Source organism: Escherichia sp. KTE31 (genome assembly GCF_000407925.1).
In the GTDB taxonomy this organism is placed as follows: Bacteria; Pseudomonadota; Gammaproteobacteria; order Enterobacterales; family Enterobacteriaceae; genus Escherichia; species Escherichia ruysiae.
The window spans coordinates 656,472-676,087 of the sequence record NZ_KE136722.1 but is presented as its reverse complement, the minus strand read 5'-3'; the positions used below and the strand labels follow the sequence as shown (position 1 = coordinate 676,087).

Annotated in this window: 15 protein-coding genes; 6 read left to right on the top strand and 9 right to left on the bottom strand. The window is 53.0% G+C overall.

The features are described from left to right. Positions 1-36: 36 nt before the first annotated feature. The 6 genes from caiT (at position 37) to caiE (ending at position 7,175) form a co-directional block, all read left to right on the top strand. Positions 37-1,551 (top strand): L-carnitine/gamma-butyrobetaine antiporter, encoded by a 1,515-nt coding sequence (gene caiT, locus WES_RS17625; protein ID WP_016159409.1) that lies wholly within the window; start codon positions 37-39, stop codon positions 1,549-1,551. 30 nt (positions 1,552-1,581) lie between these two features. Further along, positions 1,582-2,724 carry a crotonobetainyl-CoA dehydrogenase gene (caiA, locus tag WES_RS17630; RefSeq protein WP_016159410.1) on the top strand — a complete coding sequence of 381 codons (1,143 nt, stop codon included), beginning with the start codon at positions 1,582-1,584 and terminating at the stop codon, positions 2,722-2,724. 116 nt (positions 2,725-2,840) lie between these two features. Next, positions 2,841-4,058, top strand: a complete 1,218-nt coding sequence (gene caiB / locus WES_RS17635) for an L-carnitine CoA-transferase (RefSeq protein ID WP_000349930.1) — start codon at positions 2,841-2,843, stop codon at positions 4,056-4,058. A 71-nt stretch (positions 4,059-4,129) separates the two neighbouring features. After that, positions 4,130-5,683 (top strand): crotonobetaine/carnitine-CoA ligase, encoded by a 1,554-nt coding sequence (gene caiC, locus WES_RS17640; RefSeq protein ID WP_016159411.1) that lies wholly within the window; start codon positions 4,130-4,132, stop codon positions 5,681-5,683. Positions 5,684-5,793: 110 nt separating this feature from the next. Next, positions 5,794-6,579, top strand: a complete 786-nt coding sequence (caiD, locus tag WES_RS17645) for a crotonobetainyl-CoA hydratase (RefSeq protein WP_000004402.1) — start codon at positions 5,794-5,796, stop codon at positions 6,577-6,579. A gap of 5 nt (positions 6,580-6,584) precedes the next feature. Next, the gene (gene caiE, locus WES_RS17650) at positions 6,585-7,175 is read left to right on the top strand and encodes a carnitine operon protein CaiE (RefSeq protein ID WP_024195092.1); all 591 of its coding nucleotides are present in this window, start codon (positions 6,585-6,587) and stop codon (positions 7,173-7,175) included. Positions 7,176-7,293: 118 nt separating this feature from the next. On the opposite strand, the gene caiF is transcribed toward caiE, so the two are convergent. From caiF to ileS, 9 genes are all read right to left on the bottom strand, one after another. Beyond that, positions 7,294-7,689 carry a carnitine metabolism transcriptional regulator CaiF gene (gene caiF, locus WES_RS17655; RefSeq protein ID WP_016159413.1) on the bottom strand — a complete coding sequence of 132 codons (396 nt, stop codon included), beginning with the start codon at positions 7,687-7,689 and terminating at the stop codon, positions 7,294-7,296. Positions 7,690-7,949: 260 nt separating this feature from the next. Then, positions 7,950-11,171 (bottom strand): carbamoyl-phosphate synthase large subunit, encoded by a 3,222-nt coding sequence (gene carB / locus WES_RS17660; protein WP_016159414.1) that lies wholly within the window; start codon positions 11,169-11,171, stop codon positions 7,950-7,952. 17 nt (positions 11,172-11,188) lie between these two features. Further along, positions 11,189-12,337 (bottom strand): glutamine-hydrolyzing carbamoyl-phosphate synthase small subunit, encoded by a 1,149-nt coding sequence (gene carA, locus WES_RS17665; RefSeq protein WP_001589662.1) that lies wholly within the window; start codon positions 12,335-12,337, stop codon positions 11,189-11,191. Positions 12,338-12,793: 456 nt separating this feature from the next. Then, positions 12,794-13,615, bottom strand: coding sequence for a 4-hydroxy-tetrahydrodipicolinate reductase (gene dapB, locus WES_RS17670; protein ID WP_016159415.1), 822 nt, complete (start codon positions 13,613-13,615; stop codon positions 12,794-12,796). Positions 13,616-13,781: 166 nt separating this feature from the next. Beyond that, positions 13,782-14,696 carry a ribonucleoside hydrolase RihC gene (rihC, locus tag WES_RS17675; protein WP_001239106.1) on the bottom strand — a complete coding sequence of 305 codons (915 nt, stop codon included), beginning with the start codon at positions 14,694-14,696 and terminating at the stop codon, positions 13,782-13,784. Between the two features lie 65 nt (positions 14,697-14,761). Then, the gene (ispH, locus tag WES_RS17680) at positions 14,762-15,712 is read right to left on the bottom strand and encodes a 4-hydroxy-3-methylbut-2-enyl diphosphate reductase (RefSeq protein WP_016159416.1); all 951 of its coding nucleotides are present in this window, start codon (positions 15,710-15,712) and stop codon (positions 14,762-14,764) included. Position 15,713: 1 nt separating this feature from the next. Further along, a complete protein-coding gene (fkpB, locus tag WES_RS17685) occupies positions 15,714-16,163 on the bottom strand; it encodes an FKBP-type peptidyl-prolyl cis-trans isomerase (protein ID WP_000004655.1) in 450 nt (149 codons plus the stop codon). 106 nt (positions 16,164-16,269) lie between these two features. Further along, complete coding sequence (lspA, locus tag WES_RS17690; protein WP_000083378.1) at positions 16,270-16,764, bottom strand: signal peptidase II; 495 nt, start codon at positions 16,762-16,764, stop codon at positions 16,270-16,272. Continuing rightward, complete coding sequence (ileS, locus tag WES_RS17695) at positions 16,764-19,580, bottom strand: isoleucine--tRNA ligase (RefSeq protein WP_016159417.1); 2,817 nt, start codon at positions 19,578-19,580, stop codon at positions 16,764-16,766. The genes lspA and ileS overlap by 1 nt, the downstream gene beginning before the upstream one ends. Positions 19,581-19,616 lie beyond the last annotated feature (36 nt).

The following is a 19,616-nucleotide window of genomic DNA, read 5'->3' as shown; positions in this document are numbered from 1 at the left end:
CAAAATAAATATTCGTTTTCACAGTGGAATTAACTCATGAAAGATGAAAAGAGAAAAACGGGAATAGAACCGAAGGTATTCTTTCCGCCGTTAATAATCGTTGGCATACTTTGCTGGCTTACAGTCAGAGATCTGGATGCGGCGAATGTCGTTATTAATGCTGTATTCAGTTACGTCACCAATGTATGGGGATGGGCATTTGAATGGTATATGGTGGTGATGCTTTTCGGCTGGTTCTGGCTGGTGTTTGGCCCGTATGCCAAAAAGCGTTTAGGTAACGAACCACCGGAATTTAGCACCGCCAGTTGGATCTTTATGATGTTCGCCTCCTGTACGTCTGCTGCCGTACTGTTCTGGGGCTCTATTGAGATCTACTACTACATCTCTACCCCGCCGTTTGGCTTAGAACCGAACTCAACCGGCGCGAAAGAGCTGGGACTGGCCTACAGCTTGTTCCACTGGGGGCCGTTGCCGTGGGCCACTTACAGCTTCCTCTCCGTCGCCTTCGCTTACTTCTTCTTTGTCCGCAAAATGGAAGTGATTCGCCCCAGCTCCACCCTGGTGCCGCTGGTGGGTGAAAAACACGCCAAAGGGTTGTTCGGTACTATTGTCGATAACTTCTATCTCGTCGCCTTGATCTTCGCGATGGGCACCAGTCTGGGCCTTGCCACGCCGCTGGTGACCGAGTGTATGCAATGGTTGTTTGGCATTCCGCATACCCTGCAACTGGACGCTATCATCATTACCTGCTGGATTATCCTCAACGCCATTTGCGTCGCCTGCGGTCTGCAAAAAGGGGTACGTATCGCCAGTGACGTGCGTAGTTACCTGAGCTTCCTGATGCTGTGTTGGGTATTCATTGTCAGCGGTGCCAGCTTCATCATGAACTACTTCACCGATTCGGTGGGGATGTTGCTGATGTATCTGCCGCGCATGTTGTTCTATACCGACCCTATCGCTAAAGGCGGCTTCCCACAGGGCTGGACCGTGTTCTACTGGGCATGGTGGGTGATTTACGCTATCCAGATGAGTATCTTCCTCGCCCGCATCTCCCGTGGTCGTACCGTGCGTGAACTGTGCTTCGGCATGGTGCTGGGACTAACAGCGTCCACCTGGATCCTGTGGACCGTACTCGGCAGTAACACTCTGCTGTTGATGGATAAAAACATCATCAACATTCCGAACCTGATCGAACAGTACGGTGTGGCGCGCGCCATCATCGAAACCTGGGCCGCTCTGCCGCTCAGCACCGCGACCATGTGGGGCTTCTTCATTCTCTGCTTTATTGCCACCGTTACGCTGGTTAACGCCTGCTCTTATACCCTGGCGATGTCCACTTGCCGCGAAGTACGCGATGGTGAAGAGCCGCCGCTGCTGGTGCGTATCGGTTGGTCAATTCTGGTTGGCATTATCGGTATTGTTCTGCTGGCGCTCGGCGGCCTGAAACCGATTCAAACCGCCATTATCGCCGGAGGATGCCCGCTGTTCTTCGTCAACATTATGGTGACGCTCTCCTTTATTAAAGACGCGAAACAGAACTGGAAAGATTAATTAACCCCCAAAATATCAAGAGGTTGAAAGATGGATTTTAATTTAAATGATGAGCAGGAACTGTTTGTCGCCGGTATCCGCGAACTGATGGCCAGCGAAAACTGGGAGGCCTATTTTGCCGAGTGCGACCGTGACAGCGTCTACCCGGAACGTTTTGTCAAAGCACTGGCGGATATGGGTATCGACAGTCTGCTGATCCCTGAAGAGCACGGTGGTCTGGACGCGGGGTTTGTTACCCTCGCCGCCGTGTGGATGGAACTGGGGCGTCTGGGGGCACCAACCTACGTGCTGTACCAGTTGCCGGGCGGGTTTAACACCTTCCTGCGCGAAGGCACGCAAGAGCAGATCGACAAGATTATGGCGTTCCGTGGCACCGGTAAGCAGATGTGGAACTCGGCGATTACTGAACCGGGCGCTGGCTCCGACGTGGGTAGCCTGAAAACGACTTATACCCGTAGAGATGGTAAGATTTATCTTAATGGTAGTAAGTGTTTTATTACCAGCAGCGCCTACACCCCGTACATCGTGGTGATGGCGCGCGACGGGGCTTCTCCGGACAAACCTGTCTACACCGAATGGTTTGTTGATATGAGCAAACCGGGCATCAAAGTGACCAAACTTGAGAAGCTCGGTCTGCGTATGGATAGCTGCTGTGAAATCACCTTTGACGATGTGGAACTGGACGAGAAAGACATGTTCGGTCGGGAAGGTAACGGCTTTAACCGCGTCAAAGAAGAGTTCGACCACGAACGTTTCCTGGTAGCCCTCACCAACTACGGTACAGCAATGTGCGCCTTTGAAGATGCAGCGCGCTACGCCAACCAGCGCGTACAGTTTGGCGAGGCAATTGGTCGTTTCCAGTTGATTCAGGAAAAATTCGCCCATATGGCGATCAAATTAAACTCCATGAAAAACATGCTGTATGAAGCAGCGTGGAAAGCAGACAACGGCACCATCACCTCTGGCGATGCAGCGATGTGCAAATACTTCTGCGCCAATGCGGCATTTGAAGTTGTGGATAGCGCAATGCAGGTGCTGGGCGGTGTCGGGATTGCGGGCAACCACCGCATCAGCCGCTTCTGGCGTGACCTGCGTGTAGACCGCGTCTCCGGGGGATCTGACGAAATGCAGATCCTGACGCTGGGTCGTGCGGTGCTGAAGCAATACCGCTAAGTCCGTGCGCTGCCTGATGCGACGCTGACGCGTCTTATCAGGCCTACGGTTGGCCGGATAAGGCGTTTACGCCGCATCCGGCAGTCATGCGCTACATAAATTTTTCAGGAGCTAATATGGATCATCTACCCATGCCGAAATTCGGGCCGCTAGCCGGATTACGGGTTGTCTTCTCCGGTATTGAAATCGCCGGGCCGTTCGCCGGACAAATGTTCGCAGAATGGGGCGCGGAAGTTATCTGGATCGAGAACGTCGCCTGGGCCGACACCATTCGCGTTCAACCGAACTACCCGCAGCTCTCCCGCCGTAATTTGCACGCGCTGTCGTTAAATATTTTCAAAGATGAAGGCCGCGAAGCGTTTCTGAAATTAATGGAAACCACCGATATCTTCATCGAAGCCAGTAAAGGCCCGGCCTTTGCCCGCCGTGGCATTACCGATGAAGTCCTGTGGCAGCACAACCCGAAACTGGTTATCGCTCACTTGTCCGGTTTTGGGCAGTACGGCACCGAGGAGTACACCAACCTTCCGGCCTATAACACCATCGCCCAGGCCTTCAGTGGTTACCTGATTCAGAACGGTGATGTTGACCAGCCAATGCCTGCTTTCCCGTATACCGCCGATTACTTCTCCGGCCTGACCGCCACCACGGCGGCGCTGGCGGCACTGCACAAAGTGCGTGAAACCGGTAAAGGCGAAAGTATCGACATCGCCATGTATGAAGTGATGCTGCGCATGGGTCAGTACTTCATGATGGATTACTTCAACGGCGGCGAAATGTGCCCGCGCATGAGCAAAGGTAAAGATCCCTACTACGCCGGTTGCGGTCTGTATAAATGCGCCGACGGCTACATCGTGATGGAACTGGTGGGTATTACTCAGATCGCAGAGTGCTTTAAAGATATTGGCCTTGCGCATCTGCTTGGTACGCCGGAAATCCCGGAAGGCACCCAGCTTATCCACCGTATCGAATGCCCTTACGGTCCGCTGGTAGAAGAGAAACTCGATGCCTGGCTAGCGGCACATACCATCGCAGAAGTTAAAGAACGCTTTGCCGAACTGAATATCGCCTGTGCCAAAGTACTGACCGTACCGGAACTGGAAAGCAATCCACAGTATGTGGCTCGTGAATCAATCACTCAGTGGCAAACGATGGATGGTCGCACCTGCAAAGGGCCGAACATCATGCCGAAATTCAAAAATAACCCCGGACAAATCTGGCGCGGAATGCCATCGCACGGCATGGACACGGCAGCCATTTTGAAAAATATCGGCTACAGCGAAAACGACATTCAGGAGTTGGTCAGCAAAGGTCTGGCCAAAGTTGAGGATTAAACGCGTGGCGCCAGTTGGCTTGACTGACTAGCGCCCGCCAATAACAAACGAACAAAATGGATAGAGGTGCAATGGATATCATTGGCGGACAACATCTACGTCAAATGTGGGACGATCTGGCGGACGTTTACGGCCATAAAACGGCGCTGATTTGTGAGTCCAGCGGCGGAGTCGTTAACCGGTACAGTTATCTTCAGTTAAATCAGGAGATTAACCGCACGGCAAACCTGTTTTATACGCTGGGGATCCGCAAAGGCGACAAGGTCGCGCTGCATCTGGACAACTGCCCGGAATTTATCTTTTGCTGGTTCGGGCTGGCAAAAATTGGCGCGATTATGGTGCCGATTAACGCCCGCCTGCTACGCGAAGAGAGTGCGTGGATCCTGCAAAACAGCCAGGCGTGCCTGCTGGTGACCAGTGCGCAATTTTATCCCATGTATCAACAGATTCAGCAGGAAGATGCCACGCAGCTACGGCACATTTGCCTGACCGATGTGGCGCTTCCCGCTGATGATGGCGTCAGTTCGTTTACTCAACTGAAAGATCAACAACCTGCCACCTTGTGCTATGTGCCGCCGCTATCGACCGACGATACGGCGGAAATTCTCTTTACCTCCGGCACCACTTCCCGACCGAAAGGGGTGGTGATTACCCATTACAATCTGCGCTTCGCCGGATATTACTCCGCCTGGCAGTGCGCCCTGCGTGACGATGACGTCTACCTGACGGTGATGCCTGCGTTTCATATCGACTGCCAGTGTACAGCGGCGATGGCGGCGTTTTCTGCCGGAGCCACCTTTGTGCTGGTCGAGAAATACAGCGCCCGCGCCTTCTGGGGACAGGTACAGAAGTATCGTGCCACCGTCACCGAATGTATTCCGATGATGATCCGCACCTTGATGGTGCAGCCGCCTTCTGCGAACGATCGACAACACTGCCTGCGGGAAGTGATGTTTTATCTCAACTTGTCGGAGCAGGAAAAAGACGCTTTTTGTGAACGCTTCGGCGTTCGCTTGCTGACGTCTTATGGGATGACGGAAACCATCGTCGGCATTATCGGCGATCGCCCCGGCGATAAGCGTCGCTGGCCGTCGATTGGTCGGGCGGGGTTTTGCTACGAAGCGGAAATCCGCGACGATCACAATCGTCCGCTCCCGGCAGGTGAGATCGGCGAAATTTGCATTAAAGGCGAACCAGGGAAAACCATCTTCAAAGAGTACTTTCTCAACCCGCAAGCCACTGCGAAAGTGCTGGAAGCCGATGGCTGGCTGCATACTGGCGATACCGGATACCGCGACGAAGAGGGCTTTTTTTATTTCGTCGATCGTCGCTGCAACATGATCAAACGCGGCGGAGAAAATGTCTCCTGCGTGGAGCTGGAAAATATTATCTCCGCCCATCCGAAAATTCAGGATATCGTGGTTGTTGGTATTAAAGATTCTATTCGCGATGAAGCCATTAAAGCGTTCGTGGTACTGAATGAAGGTGAAACATTGAGCGAAGAGGAATTTTTCCGCTTCTGCGAACAAAATATGGCGAAATTTAAAGTGCCATCTTATCTGGAGATCAGAAAAGATCTGCCGCGTAATTGCTCGGGGAAAATAATCAGAAAGAATCTGAAATAAACATAATGGCAGGGAATTATCCTGCCAGCTAATAATCACGTTCTAAAAATAAATGCATTCTTTGCAGGGATGTTGTCGTCCCTGAGAAAAAATAAAAATGGAGAAAAGGAATGAGTGAATCATTACATCTGACCCGCAATGGATCAATTCTGGAAATTACCCTTGATCGTCCAAAAGCAAATGCTATTGATGCAAAAACCAGCTTTGAGATGGGCGAAGTATTTCTTAATTTCCGTGACGATCCGCAATTGCGCGTCGCTATTATTACCGGAGCCGGAGAGAAATTCTTCTCTGCTGGCTGGGATTTAAAAGCGGCAGCAGAAGGCGAAGCGCCGGATGCTGATTTCGGGCCAGGCGGATTTGCTGGGTTAACCGAAATTTTCAATCTCGATAAACCGGTTATCGCAGCCGTGAACGGCTACGCCTTTGGCGGCGGCTTTGAACTGGCGCTGGCGGCAGATTTTATTGTTTGTGCCGATAACGCCAGCTTCGCCCTGCCGGAAGCCAAACTGGGTATTGTCCCGGACAGCGGCGGCGTGCTGCGTCTGCCGAAGATCCTGCCACCTGCCATCGTCAATGAAATGGTAATGACTGGCAGAAGAATGGGCGCAGAAGAGGCGCAGCGTTGGGGGGTAGTCAACCGCGTGGTTAGCCAGGCGGAACTGATGGATAACGCCCGCGAACTGGCGCAGCAACTGGTTGACAGCGCCCCGCTGGCGATTGCGGCGCTGAAAGAGATCTACCGCACCACCAGCGAAATGCCAGTAGAAGAGGCATATCGCTATATTCGCAGCGGCGTGTTGAAACACTATCCATCAGTTCTGCATTCGGAAGATGCCATTGAAGGGCCGCTGGCGTTTGCCGAGAAGCGCGATCCGGTATGGAAAGGGCGTTAACAACCGTGAGCTATTACGCCTTTGAGGGATTAATTCCGGTGGTTCACCCGACGGCGTTTGTCCATCCCAGTGCAGTACTGATTGGCGATGTGATTGTGGGAGCCGGTGTCTACATCGGCCCCCTCGCCTCGCTGCGCGGTGATTACGGACGACTGATTGTGCAAGCGGGAGCCAATATTCAGGATGGCTGCATCATGCACGGCTACAGCGATACTGACACCATTGTCGGGGAAAACGGTCATATCGGTCATGGCGCTATCCTGCATGGCTGTGTGATCGGTCGTGATGCATTGGTCGGGATGAACAGCGTGATCATGGATGACGCGGTCATTGGCGAAGAGAGCATTGTTGCCGCCATGAGCTTTGTCAAAGCAGGCTTTCGCGGCGAGAAACGCCAGTTGTTGATGGGCACGCCAGCCCGTGCGGTGCGCAGCGTCAGCGATGACGAGTTGCACTGGAATCAATTGAATACTAAAGAGTATCAGGATCTTGTCGGGCGCTGTCATGCAGCGTTACATGAAACGCAACCGTTGAGGCAAATGGAGGAAAATCGTCCCCGTTTGCAGGGGACGACGGATGTGACGCCAAAACGGTAACATCGTCGGATGCGGCGTAAACGCCTTATCCGACCTGGCTGGAGAGCAACCGTAGGCCGGATAAGATGCGCCAGCATCGCATCCGGCAACCAGGCCGCGCGGTATCAACGAAATTAAATTAACGACGCATACTCTTCGACAACATCATCTGCCACTTCTGCTCTCGGTTAAGTTCCGTGAGCGGAATGGCTGGAATACGCGGCGTCTTTCTTACGCCGACTAATTTTTCCCGACAGTTATTACGCAGGCGCGCGTAAATTTGCTCATCGATATCGACCACTTTAACCAGTCGCTGACACTGACATCCCCGCCCTTCCAGCTTATTAGGGATCATCTTAACTTCGCAGCTTATTTCTGCGACTTCCGACAGAATATAAGTCAGGGTATTAATCGCCTTGCTGTGTTCAATATCGAAATGAATAGAGATCTCTCTTGCTATCACCCAACGATTTTCAGCCATCATCCATTCGGCGATTAACAAATAGAGTGGTTTTTCAACATATCCTTCACACATACGAACTCCAGTTTCACAAATTAAAAGTCTGGCTATGACTCGTTTTGAAGCAATCAAACAAGGCCATATTAAAATTGTGGATATATCGATAGTATGCAACTTCCCTGTCAATAAGTGTGAGCTAAATCCTGCTTACATCATCAAAAATAGAGTTTCCAGGAAAGATTGTCCTTACTGGTAAAAAAAACGGTTCTCATCAGAGAACCGTATTAGTTATTCGATCAAATTGGCAGATAAAAAATATCTGCCATGACACGCTATTATTTGATCTGCGCGTGCATCTCCTGTACCGAAATAACTTTTTCGGTCGCATCGGCATTCAGTGCCATCGCAGTAGCAAAACCGCCGTTCAGGGTGGTGTCGTAATGCACTTTATATTGCAGCGCGCTGCGACGAATCACACGGGAGTCTTCAATCGCGCGACGACCTGACGTGGTGTTGATGATGTAGGTATATTCGCCATTCTTGATACGATCCTGAATGTGCGGACGACCTTCATGCACCTTGTTCACCAGACGCGGATTAATACCCGCTTCACCCAGCACAATCGCCGTGCCGTGGGTCGCATCCAGCTCGAAGCCCTGTTTCAGCAGTTTTGCCGCCAGATCAACCACGCGTTCTTTGTCGCCTTCACGCACGGAGAGCAGCGCACGGCCCTGTTTCTTCATGGTGGAGTTACTGCCCAGTTGCGCTTTAGCAAACGCTTCAGCGAAGGTACGACCAACGCCCATCACTTCCCCGGTAGAGCGCATTTCTGGCCCTAACAGCGGGTCAACGCCGGGGAATTTGTTGAACGGCAGCACCACTTCTTTTACCGAGTAGTACGGCGGAATAACCTCTTTGGTTACGCCCTGCTCAGCCAGCGATTTCCCTGCCATGACGCGCGCCGCCACTTTCGCCAGCGGAACACCGGTGGCTTTGGAGACGAACGGAACGGTACGCGCCGCACGCGGGTTAACTTCAATCAGGTAAACTTCGTTGTTTTTCACTGCAAACTGCACGTTCATCAGACCGCGCACCTGCAATTCGAAGGCCAGTTTCTGCACCTGCTGGCGCATCACATCCTGAATTTCCTGACTTAAGGTGTACGCCGGCAGCGAACATGCGGAGTCGCCGGAGTGCACGCCCGCCTGCTCGATGTGCTCCATGATGCCGCCAATCAGCACCATTTCGCCGTCGCAGATGGCGTCAACATCCACTTCTACCGCGTCGTCAAGGAAGTGATCCAGCAGCACCGGCGCATCGTTAGAGACACTCACCGCCGTCTGGAAGTAACGGCGCAGGTCGGCTTCATCGTAGACGATTTCCATCGCCCGACCGCCGAGAACGTAAGATGGGCGCACCACCAGCGGGTAGCCAATCTCTTTCGCCTTCTCAACCGCCATTTCAATAGCCGTAACGGTGGCGTTAGCCGGTTGTTTCAGTTTCAGACGGTCAACCGCGTGCTGGAAGCGTTCACGGTCTTCCGCGCGGTCGATGGCATCCGGGCTGGTGCCGATAACCGGCACGCCAGCGGCTTCCAGTGCACGCGCCAGTTTCAGCGGGGTCTGACCGCCATACTGGACAATAACGCCTTTCGGCTTCTCAATACGCACGATTTCCAGCACATCTTCCAGGGTTACCGGTTCGAAGTAGAGACGGTCGGAAGTGTCGTAGTCGGTGGAGACGGTTTCCGGGTTACAGTTAACCATAATGGTTTCGTAACCGTCTTCGCGCAGCGCCAGCGAGGCGTGTACGCAGCAGTAGTCGAATTCGATACCCTGGCCGATACGGTTCGGGCCGCCGCCGAGCACCATGATTTTTTCACGGTCAGTAGACGGATTCGCTTCGCACTCTTCTTCATAAGTGGAGTACATGTAAGCGGTGTCGGTGGCGAACTCTGCCGCACAGGTATCCACACGTTTGTAGACCGGATGCAGGTCATACTGGTCGCGCAGCTTACGGATTTCCGCTTCGCGCACACCCGCCAGTTTTGCCAGACGCGCATCGGCAAAGCCTTTGCGTTTCAACTGGCGCAGGAAGTCAGCGTTCAGGCCAGTGATGCCCACTTCTGCCACTTTCTCTTCCAGACGCACCAGTTCTTCAATTTGCACCAGGAACCAGCGGTCAATGTTGGTCAGGTTGAAAACGCCGTCTACAGACAGACCCGCGCGGAAAGCATCGGCGATGTACCAGATACGCTCAGCGCCTGCATCTTTCAGTTCGCGACGGATTTTGGTCAGGGCTTCCGGGTCGTCGAGGCTCACTTTCGGATCGAAGCCAGTCGCACCGACTTCCAGGCCGCGCAGGGCTTTTTGCAAAGACTCCTGCTGCGTGCGACCAATCGCCATCACTTCGCCAACCGATTTCATCTGGGTGGTCAGACGGTCATTAGCACCGACGAATTTCTCGAAGTTGAAGCGAGGAATTTTAGTAACCACGTAGTCGATGGACGGTTCGAAGGAGGCCGGAGTACGCCCGCCAGTGATGTCGTTCATCAGCTCGTCAAGGGTGTAACCCACCGCCAGTTTCGCCGCCACTTTGGCAATCGGGAAGCCGGTGGCTTTCGATGCCAACGCCGAAGAACGCGACACACGCGGGTTCATTTCGATAACAATCAGGCGACCGTTTTTCGGGTTAACCGCAAACTGAACGTTGGAACCGCCGGTTTCAACGCCAATTTCACGCAGTACCGCCATCGAGGCGTTACGCATGATTTGATATTCTTTGTCGGTCAGCGTCTGGGCTGGCGCCACGGTAATGGAGTCACCGGTGTGGATGCCCATCGCATCGAAGTTTTCGATAGAGCAGACGATGATGCAGTTGTCGTTTTTATCACGCACCACTTCCATCTCGTACTCTTTCCAGCCGATCAGCGACTCATCAATCAGCAGCTCTTTGGTCGGGGAGAGATCCAGACCACGGGCGCAAATCTCTTCAAACTCTTCGCGGTTATAGGCGATACCGCCACCGCTGCCGCCCATAGTAAAGCTAGGTCGAATGATGCACGGGAAGCCAACTTCAGCGGCAACCGCCAGCGCCTCTTCCATAGTATGTGCGATACCAGAACGCGCGGTTTCGAGGCCGATTTTCTTCATCGCCACGTCGAAACGGCGGCGGTCTTCTGCTTTATCAATCGCGTCGGCGGTAGCACCAATCATGGTCACACCGAACTCTTCCAGCACGCCCTGACGTTCAAGCTCCAGCGCGCAGTTCAGCGCCGTCTGACCGCCCATCGTTGGCAGCACCGCGTCCGGGCGCTCTTTTTCAATAATCTTGCGTACCACTTCCCAGTGAATCGGCTCAATGTAGGTCGCATCAGCCATTTCCGGGTCGGTCATGATGGTCGCCGGGTTGGAGTTCACCAGAATGACGCGATACCCCTCTTCACGCAGGGCTTTACATGCTTGCGCGCCAGAGTAGTCAAACTCACACGCCTGACCGATAACAATCGGGCCCGCACCCAGAATCAGGATACTTTTTATATCTGTACGTTTTGGCATGGCTCTTTTACTCCTGATTACTTAGCGGTTTTACGGTACTGCTCAATTAACTCGATAAAGTGGTCGAACAACGGCGCTGCGTCGTGCGGCCCAGGGCTGGCTTCAGGGTGTCCCTGGAAGCTGAACGCCGGTTTATCGGTGCGATGAATCCCTTGTAACGTACCGTCGAACAGGGATTTATGCGTGACACGCAGGTTTGCAGGTAATGTTGCTTCATCCACCGCAAAACCGTGGTTCTGGGCGGTGATCATCACCACGTTTTTCTCCACATCTTTAACCGGATGGTTGCCGCCGTGGTGACCAAATTTCATTTTGATGGTCTTCGCTCCGCTCGCCAGCGCCAGCAGCTGATGACCGAGGCAGATGCCGAATACCGGAATATCTGTTTCGAGGAATTTCTGGATGGCGGTAATGGCGTAATCGCACGGGGCCGGGTCGCCAGGACCGTTGGAGAGGAAGATGCCGTCTGGATTCATTTTCAGCACATCTTCCGCAGAAGTTTGCGCCGGAACGATGGTCAGGCGGCAGCCTCTGTCCACCAGCATCCGCAGGATGTTGCGCTTGGCACCAAAATCGTAAGCCACGACGTGGAACGGCAGCTCGTCTTCTTTTTTCGCTTCTGGCAGGCCGCCGGTCAGCGTCCAGCTCCCTTGTGTCCAGCTATAGGCTTCTGCGGTAGTCACTTCTTTTGCCAGATCCATACCATTGAGGCCTGGGAACGCGCGGGCTTTTTCTAACGCCAGCGCCGCATCCGGGTTGTCGCCCGCGATGATGCAGCCGTTCTGTGCGCCTTTCTCGCGCAGTAAACGCGTCAGCTTACGGGTATCGATATCGGCAATCGCTACGATGTTATGGCGCTTCAGGTAAGAAGAGAGGTCTTCGGTATTACGGAAGTTGCTGGCAATCAGCGGCAGGTCACGAATCACCAGACCTTGAGCATGTACCTGAGAAGATTCTTCATCGGCGTCATTAGTGCCGACATTGCCAATATGGGGATAAGTAAGAGTAACGATTTGACGAGAATAGGAAGGATCAGTGAGGATTTCTTGATAACCGGTCATTGAAGTATTGAAAACGACTTCCCCAACCGCCGAACCTGTTGCCCCTATGGCCCGACCGTGAAACTGGGTTCCGTCTTCCAGAACCAATAGCGCTGACTTAATCAAAACACCCTCCAGAGAATATTCACTCACTTTATTTGCATATTAATTCACAATGATGCGATGAATCAATGCAAATCTGCTTACCGACGAATTTCTGGCAAACGGCGGCATTCTGGAGATATGGGAGCTAAAAGTCAACTCAACAGCGGGATTTATTATATAATTTTATGCCTCATTCCTGTTTTACGGGCACTAACCGACAAAAACACCATCTAACAAGGTCTGGAAAACGCTTGCGCAGCGAGAAGAATATGTAAATGCAAAAACCGGAGAAGAAAAGTAGACCAGATGGTCAAAATTTACATTAAAACAACAATTATCAGCCACAAAACACTTACTTTCTCACTCATTAGTAAAAAACCATCACCAAACAACAAAAATAACAGGCCTTAAAAATAAAGACCTGTAAAATCATAAGATTAAATAAGTTATTTTTTCGTCATCGACAGTATTTTATAACTATAAACTGTTGAGATTAAGCACATCTCGCATATCAAAAAGACCACTTTTCTTGCTATTAAGCCACAAAGCCGATCTTACCGCACCGTTGGCAAAAGTCATACGGCTGGAAGCCTTATGGGTAATCTCCAGACGCTCACCAATATCGGCAAACATCGCAGTATGCTCGCCCACAATGTCTCCGGCGCGGACGGTGGCAAAACCTATCGTTCCGGGAACGCGTTCACCGGTATGCCCTTCGCGGCTGTAAACGGCACAATCTTTCAGATCTTTATCCAACGCATGGGCAATCGCTTCCCCCATCGCCAGCGCGGTGCCTGACGGCGCATCGACTTTATGTCGATGATGTGCCTCGATAATTTCGATATCAGTGTAGTCACCCATTACCTGAGTCGCTTTCTCCAGCAACTTAAGCATGACGTTGACACCGACGCTAAAGTTGGCGGCAAAGACAATCGCAATATCTTCGGCGGCATTACGAATCGCCTGTTTGCCTGCTTCGTCAAAACCCGTAGTGCCGATCACCATTCCTTTGCCGTGTTGGCGACAAAAGGCCAGATGATTCAGCGTGCCTTCCGGACGAGTAAAATCGATAAATACATCAAAATCATCTTTTACAGCATCAAGGCTGCTTTGTACGATAACGCCGGTTTTCCCGGCACCGGCCAGTTCGCCAGCATCGCTGCCCAGTAAAGAAGATCCTTCGCGTTCCAGCGCCGCGCCAAGCTGCACGCCCTCTAATGCCAACGCCGCCTGAATCAACTGGCGGCCCATTCGCCCCCCGGCTCCCGCGATGGCAACGCGGATGTTTGCATCATGCATAGCTATTCTCTTTTGTTAATTTGTATAGACCGTTTTCAGAGTAACCAGCGCATCGCTACGCCGCCAGCCAAAAACGCTGATAATTAGAAATTAATGATAAACAGGGAGGGATATCAGTGAAAGGCATGAGTCAGTGAATGACTACATGCCGATAACATGTGACAGGTTACGGCGCCAGCGCCAGCACCTCCGCCACCCACTGCTGGAAACCTTTCACATCCAGATCCAGCGCAACCTGAACATTTGCCGGTTTATCCAGCCGACCGTCAATATCGACGACTGTCGTACCTGCAGTAAATTCACCCTGCGTTTCTACCGCCACAAAACACGGCTTGAGAGTGAACAAGTCCGGGCGCACCAGCCAGGCAATGGCACAGAGATCGTGCATTCGCAGGCCACTTTGCATACTGCCGCTGCGGTAGTGGCTAAACAGTGCATGAAGCATTTTTCCGGTGCGATTCAATTCCGGCAGTGTGGTGAGGTATTCGGGAGTGAGCATCGCCTGATTGGTAACGTCCAGGCCACACATCACAATCTCCAGCCCGCTCTGGAAGACCTGGGCCGCCGCTTCAGGATCAATAGCAATATTAAACTCGGCATTTGGCGTGAAATTTCCACGACCGGCAGAACCACCCATGATGACCAGACGACGAATATGTGGTTTGCATTCCGGGCACTGTGAAAGCAATAGCGCGATATTCGTCAACGGGCCGATCGCCACCAACGTAATCGGTTCTGGCGCGCACATTAGCGCATCACGAATCGCCAGAAACGCCGGTTTCTCCAGTGGTTTCCGATTGTGCTCAACGAAGTCATAACCTTCCATGCCGGATTCGCCATGAACATAAGACGCATCACGCGGTGCGCGAACTAGCGGTGTTGCCGCCCCCTGGGCGAGTGGGATATCCGCATTCCAGAAATGCAGCAATTGCAGCGCATTTCGGGTAGTTTTATGCACCGAGACATTGCCTCCGACAGTCGTCATCAGTTGGAGATCGAGTTGTGGGGCAAAGATCGCGGCAGCAATCGCTGCGGCATCGTCGATACCTGGATCGGTATCCAAAAAAATAGGCAAGCGCATGTTTTCTCCATAAAAAATGCCGGTAACGAGACCGGCATTTTCGCATAACTTAGGCTGCTAATGACTTAATCAACTTCACGAATATCGACACGCAGCTCTTTCGGTACTTCGAAAACAATGTTTTCTTCACGGCCTTCCAGCGGTATGGCTTCGCCACCGCCAAGCTGCTGTAAACGTGCGACTACGTTCTGTACCAGAATATCCGGAGCTGATGCGCCAGCGGTCACACCGACGCATTTCGCTTCTTTTACCCACTCTTCCTGGATATCTGCCGCATCGTCAATTAAAAACGCGCGTTTGCCCATACGCTGTGCCAGTTCCGCCAGACGGTTGGAGTTAGAGGAGTTTTTCGAACCGACCACCAACACAACTTCCGCCTGCTCTGCCAGGGCGCGTACCGCTTCCTGACGGTTGGTAGTGGCGTAGCAGATATCATCTTTGCGGGGACCGACAATTTTCGGGAAGCGTTTACGCAGCGCGTCGATCACATTAGACGTGTCATCCACCGACAGCGTGGTTTGGGTCATAAAGGAAAGTTTCTCTTCGTTTTTGACCGTCAGTTTCCACACATCGTCTGGCGATTCGACCAGATACATTCCCCCTTCCGGGTTGCTGTACTGACCCATTGTCCCTTCCACTTCCGGGTGCCCGGCGTGACCGATGAGAATAGATTCTTCGCCACGACGGCTGGCGCGGGCGACTTCCATATGCACTTTGGTCACCAGCGGACAGGTAGCATCAAACACCGTCAAATCGCGGCTTTTTGCTTCGTTACGTACTGCCTGGGAAACGCCATGCGCAGAGAAAATCAGGATCGCGCCGTCCGGCACTTCGCTGATCTGCTCAATAAAAATAGCCCCACGCTCGCGCAGGCTATCAACCACGTAGCGGTTGTGTACCACTTCGTGACGGACATATATCGGTGCGCCGTAAATGGCCAGCGCGTTTTCAACAATGCTGATAGCGCGGTCTACCCCGGCACAAAAACCACGTGGGTTGGCCAACAGGATCTGCATGTTACGCCTCCAGTGCCGGATCGATTTCCAGCACTTCAATATCAAAATGAACGGTCTGCCCGGCCAGCGGATGGTTGAAATCAACGGTAATGGAGTCACCGTTAATTTCGCGGATCACGCCAGGCATCTCACTGCCATCCATTGCGGTAAAAAGCATAATTGCACCAATTTCTGGCTCGCCTGCATCCATAAACTCACGGCGGGAGAAGTACTGAATCAGGTCCGGTGACGGCACGCCAAACGCCGCATCTGGCTCCAGCGAGAAGGTGGTTTTATCGCCCACTTTCAGCCCCAGCAGGTGTTGCTCCAGCCCTTCAGAAAGAGAAGCATCACCCAGACGGAACAGCGCCGGTTTACCGTTGTTGCGGGTAGACTCGGCGGTGGTGCCATCGTCGAGTTTTAGCGTGAAGTGCACCAGGACGGCGCTATTGCTCTGTACAGATTCAGACATGCAGGTTTGCTCTTGTATTTGAGGATTTTTGCCGGATGCGGCCTACGATTTCGCAGCAATCGGTAGGCCGGATAAGATGCGTCAGCATCGCATCCGGCAGGGTTTATTATTGTTTTTTCGCTTTCGAAGGCAAAAAACCTTCCAGCACAATCAATGCCGCACCGACACAGATTGCGCTATCGGCGAGGTTGAAGGTGGCGAAATGCCAGTCGCCGACGTAGAAGTCGATCATATCGACCACAAAGCCGTGCCACAGGCGGTCGAACAGGTTGCCCAGTGCGCCGCCAATAATCAGCGCGTAAGCGATATTGTTTAGCTTTTGCGTAGCCTTCGAGCGATACATCATCACCGTCAGGATCACACTAATACCAATCGCAATACCGGCAAAGAACCAACGCTGCCAGCCGCCGCTATCGGCAAGGAAACTAAACGCTGCGCCATAGTTACGCGCATAATGCAGATTAAGCGACGGGAACAGCGGAACCGTATCCCCCAGAGCAAAGTTCTGGAGGATCAGGTATTTGCTGCCCAGATCGATAATCAGCACGACCACTACCAGCCACAGCCAGCGTAGCCCTGTTGAACAGATCGATTGACTCATCAGGCAAACTTACGTTTTTCACCGTCACCGGCGACGTTGCTGACACAGCGGCCGCAGATTTCTGCGTGTTCCGCCACCTTGCCGACATCCTGGGTGTAGTGCCAGCAGCGTGGGCACTTATCACCTTCGGCTTTACTCAACGCGACTTTCAGCCCTTTGAGTACTTCGCTCTGCTGCGCATCAGCAGGTGCGTCGTTATAGTCTGCAACGGCAGCGCCAGAGGTCAACAGGACAAATCGTAATTCATCACCCAGCGCGGTCAGTTTCGCCGCCAGTTCCGGTTCTGCATACAAGGTTACTGCCGCTTCCAGCGAGCCACCCACTTTCTTGTCGGCACGCGCTTGCTCAATGACTTTGTTCACTTCGCCACGCACTTTCAACAACTCGTCCCAGAACGCATCGTTCATCGCTTCGCTGTCTGCCAGACCAAACAGGCCTTCGTACCACTCACCGGTGAAGACGTATTTTTCACGTTCGCCCGGCAGGTAGCCCCACACTTCATCAGCGGTGAAGGAGAGGATCGGCGCCATCCAGCGAACCAGCGCCTCTGCGATGTGATACAGCGCAGTCTGGCAGCTACGACGCGCAACGCTATCCGCTTTCGCGGTGTACTGACGGTCTTTGATGATGTCGAGGTAGAAGGAACCCATCTCAACGGAACAGAAGCGCATCAAACGTTGTACCACTTCGTGGAAATCGTATGCTTCGTACGCCTTGATGATGTCTTCCTGAGCCGCTTTCGCACAACCCACGGCCCATCTGTCCAGTACCACCATCTCTTCCGGTTTCACCATATCTTTTGCCGGATCGAAACCATTGAGGTTTGCCAGCAGGAAGCGTGCGGTGTTACGGATACGACGATAGCTGTCAGCAGCACGTTTCAGGATCTCGTCAGAAACGGCCATTTCGCCGGTGTAGTCGGTTGATGCCACCCACAGACGCAGAATATCCGCGCCCAGTTTGTTCATCACATCCTGCGGCGAAACAGTGTTGCCGATGGATTTAGACATCTTGCGACCCTGACCATCCACGGTAAAGCCGTGGGTCAGTACCTGACGATACGGCGCTTTGCCCTTCATCGCGGTGGAGATCATCAGGGAAGACATGAACCAGCCACGGTGCTGGTCTGAACCTTCCAGATACATATCCGCTGCGTGACCGGCAAATTCCGGACGCACGTCAACAACGGAAGAGTGGGTAGATCCGGAGTCAAACCACACGTCCAGCGTATCCGGCACTTTCACGTACTGGTCAGCTTCGTCGCCGAGGATTTCTTTCGCATCGAGATCCCACCACGCCTGGATGCCGTCAACTTCAACGCGTTTAGCGACTTCTTCCATCAGTTCGAGGGTACGCGGATGCAGCTCTTCAGTGTCTTTGTGCACGAACAGCGACATCGGTACGCCCCAGGTACGCTGACGGGAGATACACCAGTCAGGACGGTTAGCGACCATCGACTCGATACGCGCCTGACCCCAGTCCGGGATCCACTGCACGCCTTTGATCTCTTTCAGTGACTGTGCACGCAGACCTTTCTGATCCATGCTGACGAACCACTGCGGCGTTGCACGGAAGATGATCGGCGTTTTGTGACGCCAGCAGCACGGATAGCTGTGCTGCATTTTCTCAACGTGCAGCAGCGCGCCTTTTTCCTGTAGCAGCGCAACGACAATGTCGTTCGCTTTGAAGACGTTCACACCATCCAGAGTCGGGTAAGTACCCGGCAGATAAGTGCCGTCCGGGCCAACCGGGTTAGCGGTTTCCAGGCCATATTTCTGCCCAATCACATAGTCGTCCGGGCCGTGGCCAGGCGCGGTGTGAACAGCCCCCGTACCGGCATCCAGCGTAACGTGATCGCCGAGGATTGCCGGAACGTCGAAGCCCATAAACGGATGGGTAAAGCGCAGCAGTTCCAGCTCCGCACCTTTTACCGTGCCGAGAATGGTGTAATCGGTCACGCCGATACGCTGCATTACGCTTTCAACCAGATCTTTCGCCAGAATCACGGCCTGACCGTCGATCTGCACCAGCGCATAGTCGAAATCAGGTGCAATGGAGATTGCGCGGTTTGCAGGCAGAGTCCACGGCGTAGTAGTCCAGATAACCAGCGAGATTGGGCCGTTAACGTTGCTGACGCCAAATTTCGCTTTCAGCGCATCCTGATCGACTGCCTGGAAAGCAACGTCGATGGACGGAGAGGTTTTGTCGTAATACTCAACTTCCGCTTCAGCCAGCGCAGAACGGCAGTCAACGCACCAGTGTACCGGCTTCGCACCTTTGTGCAGGTGACCGTTGCCGATGATTTTGCCCAGCGCGCGGATGATATTGGCTTCAGTTTTGAAGTCCATGGTCAGGTACGGGTGCGACCAGTCGCCCAGCACGCCCAGACGGATAAAGTCTTTGCGCTGACCGTCAACCTGGGTCGCAGCGTATTCGCGGCACTTGGCGCGGAACTCGGCGGCGGTGAATTTCTCACCCGGCTTACCGTATTCTTGCTCTACTTTCAGCTCGATTGGCAGACCGTGGCAGTCCCAGCCAGGCACATATGGCGAGTCATAACCGGAAAGCCCTTTGGACTTGATGATTATGTCTTTCAGAATCTTGTTAACCGAGTGACCAATATGAATGCTGCCATTCGCATATGGAGGGCCATCATGCAGAATGAAGGTTTTTTTGCCTTTTTTAGCCGCACGAATGATGCCGTACAGATCATCATCAGTCCAACGCGCCAGCATTCCCGGTTCGCGCTTGGCGAGATCGCCACGCATCGGGAACCCTGTTTCCGGCAAATTCAGGGTTGATTTATAGTCACTCATCAGATTCTCGGTTCCGTATTTCGGTTTGATTACATA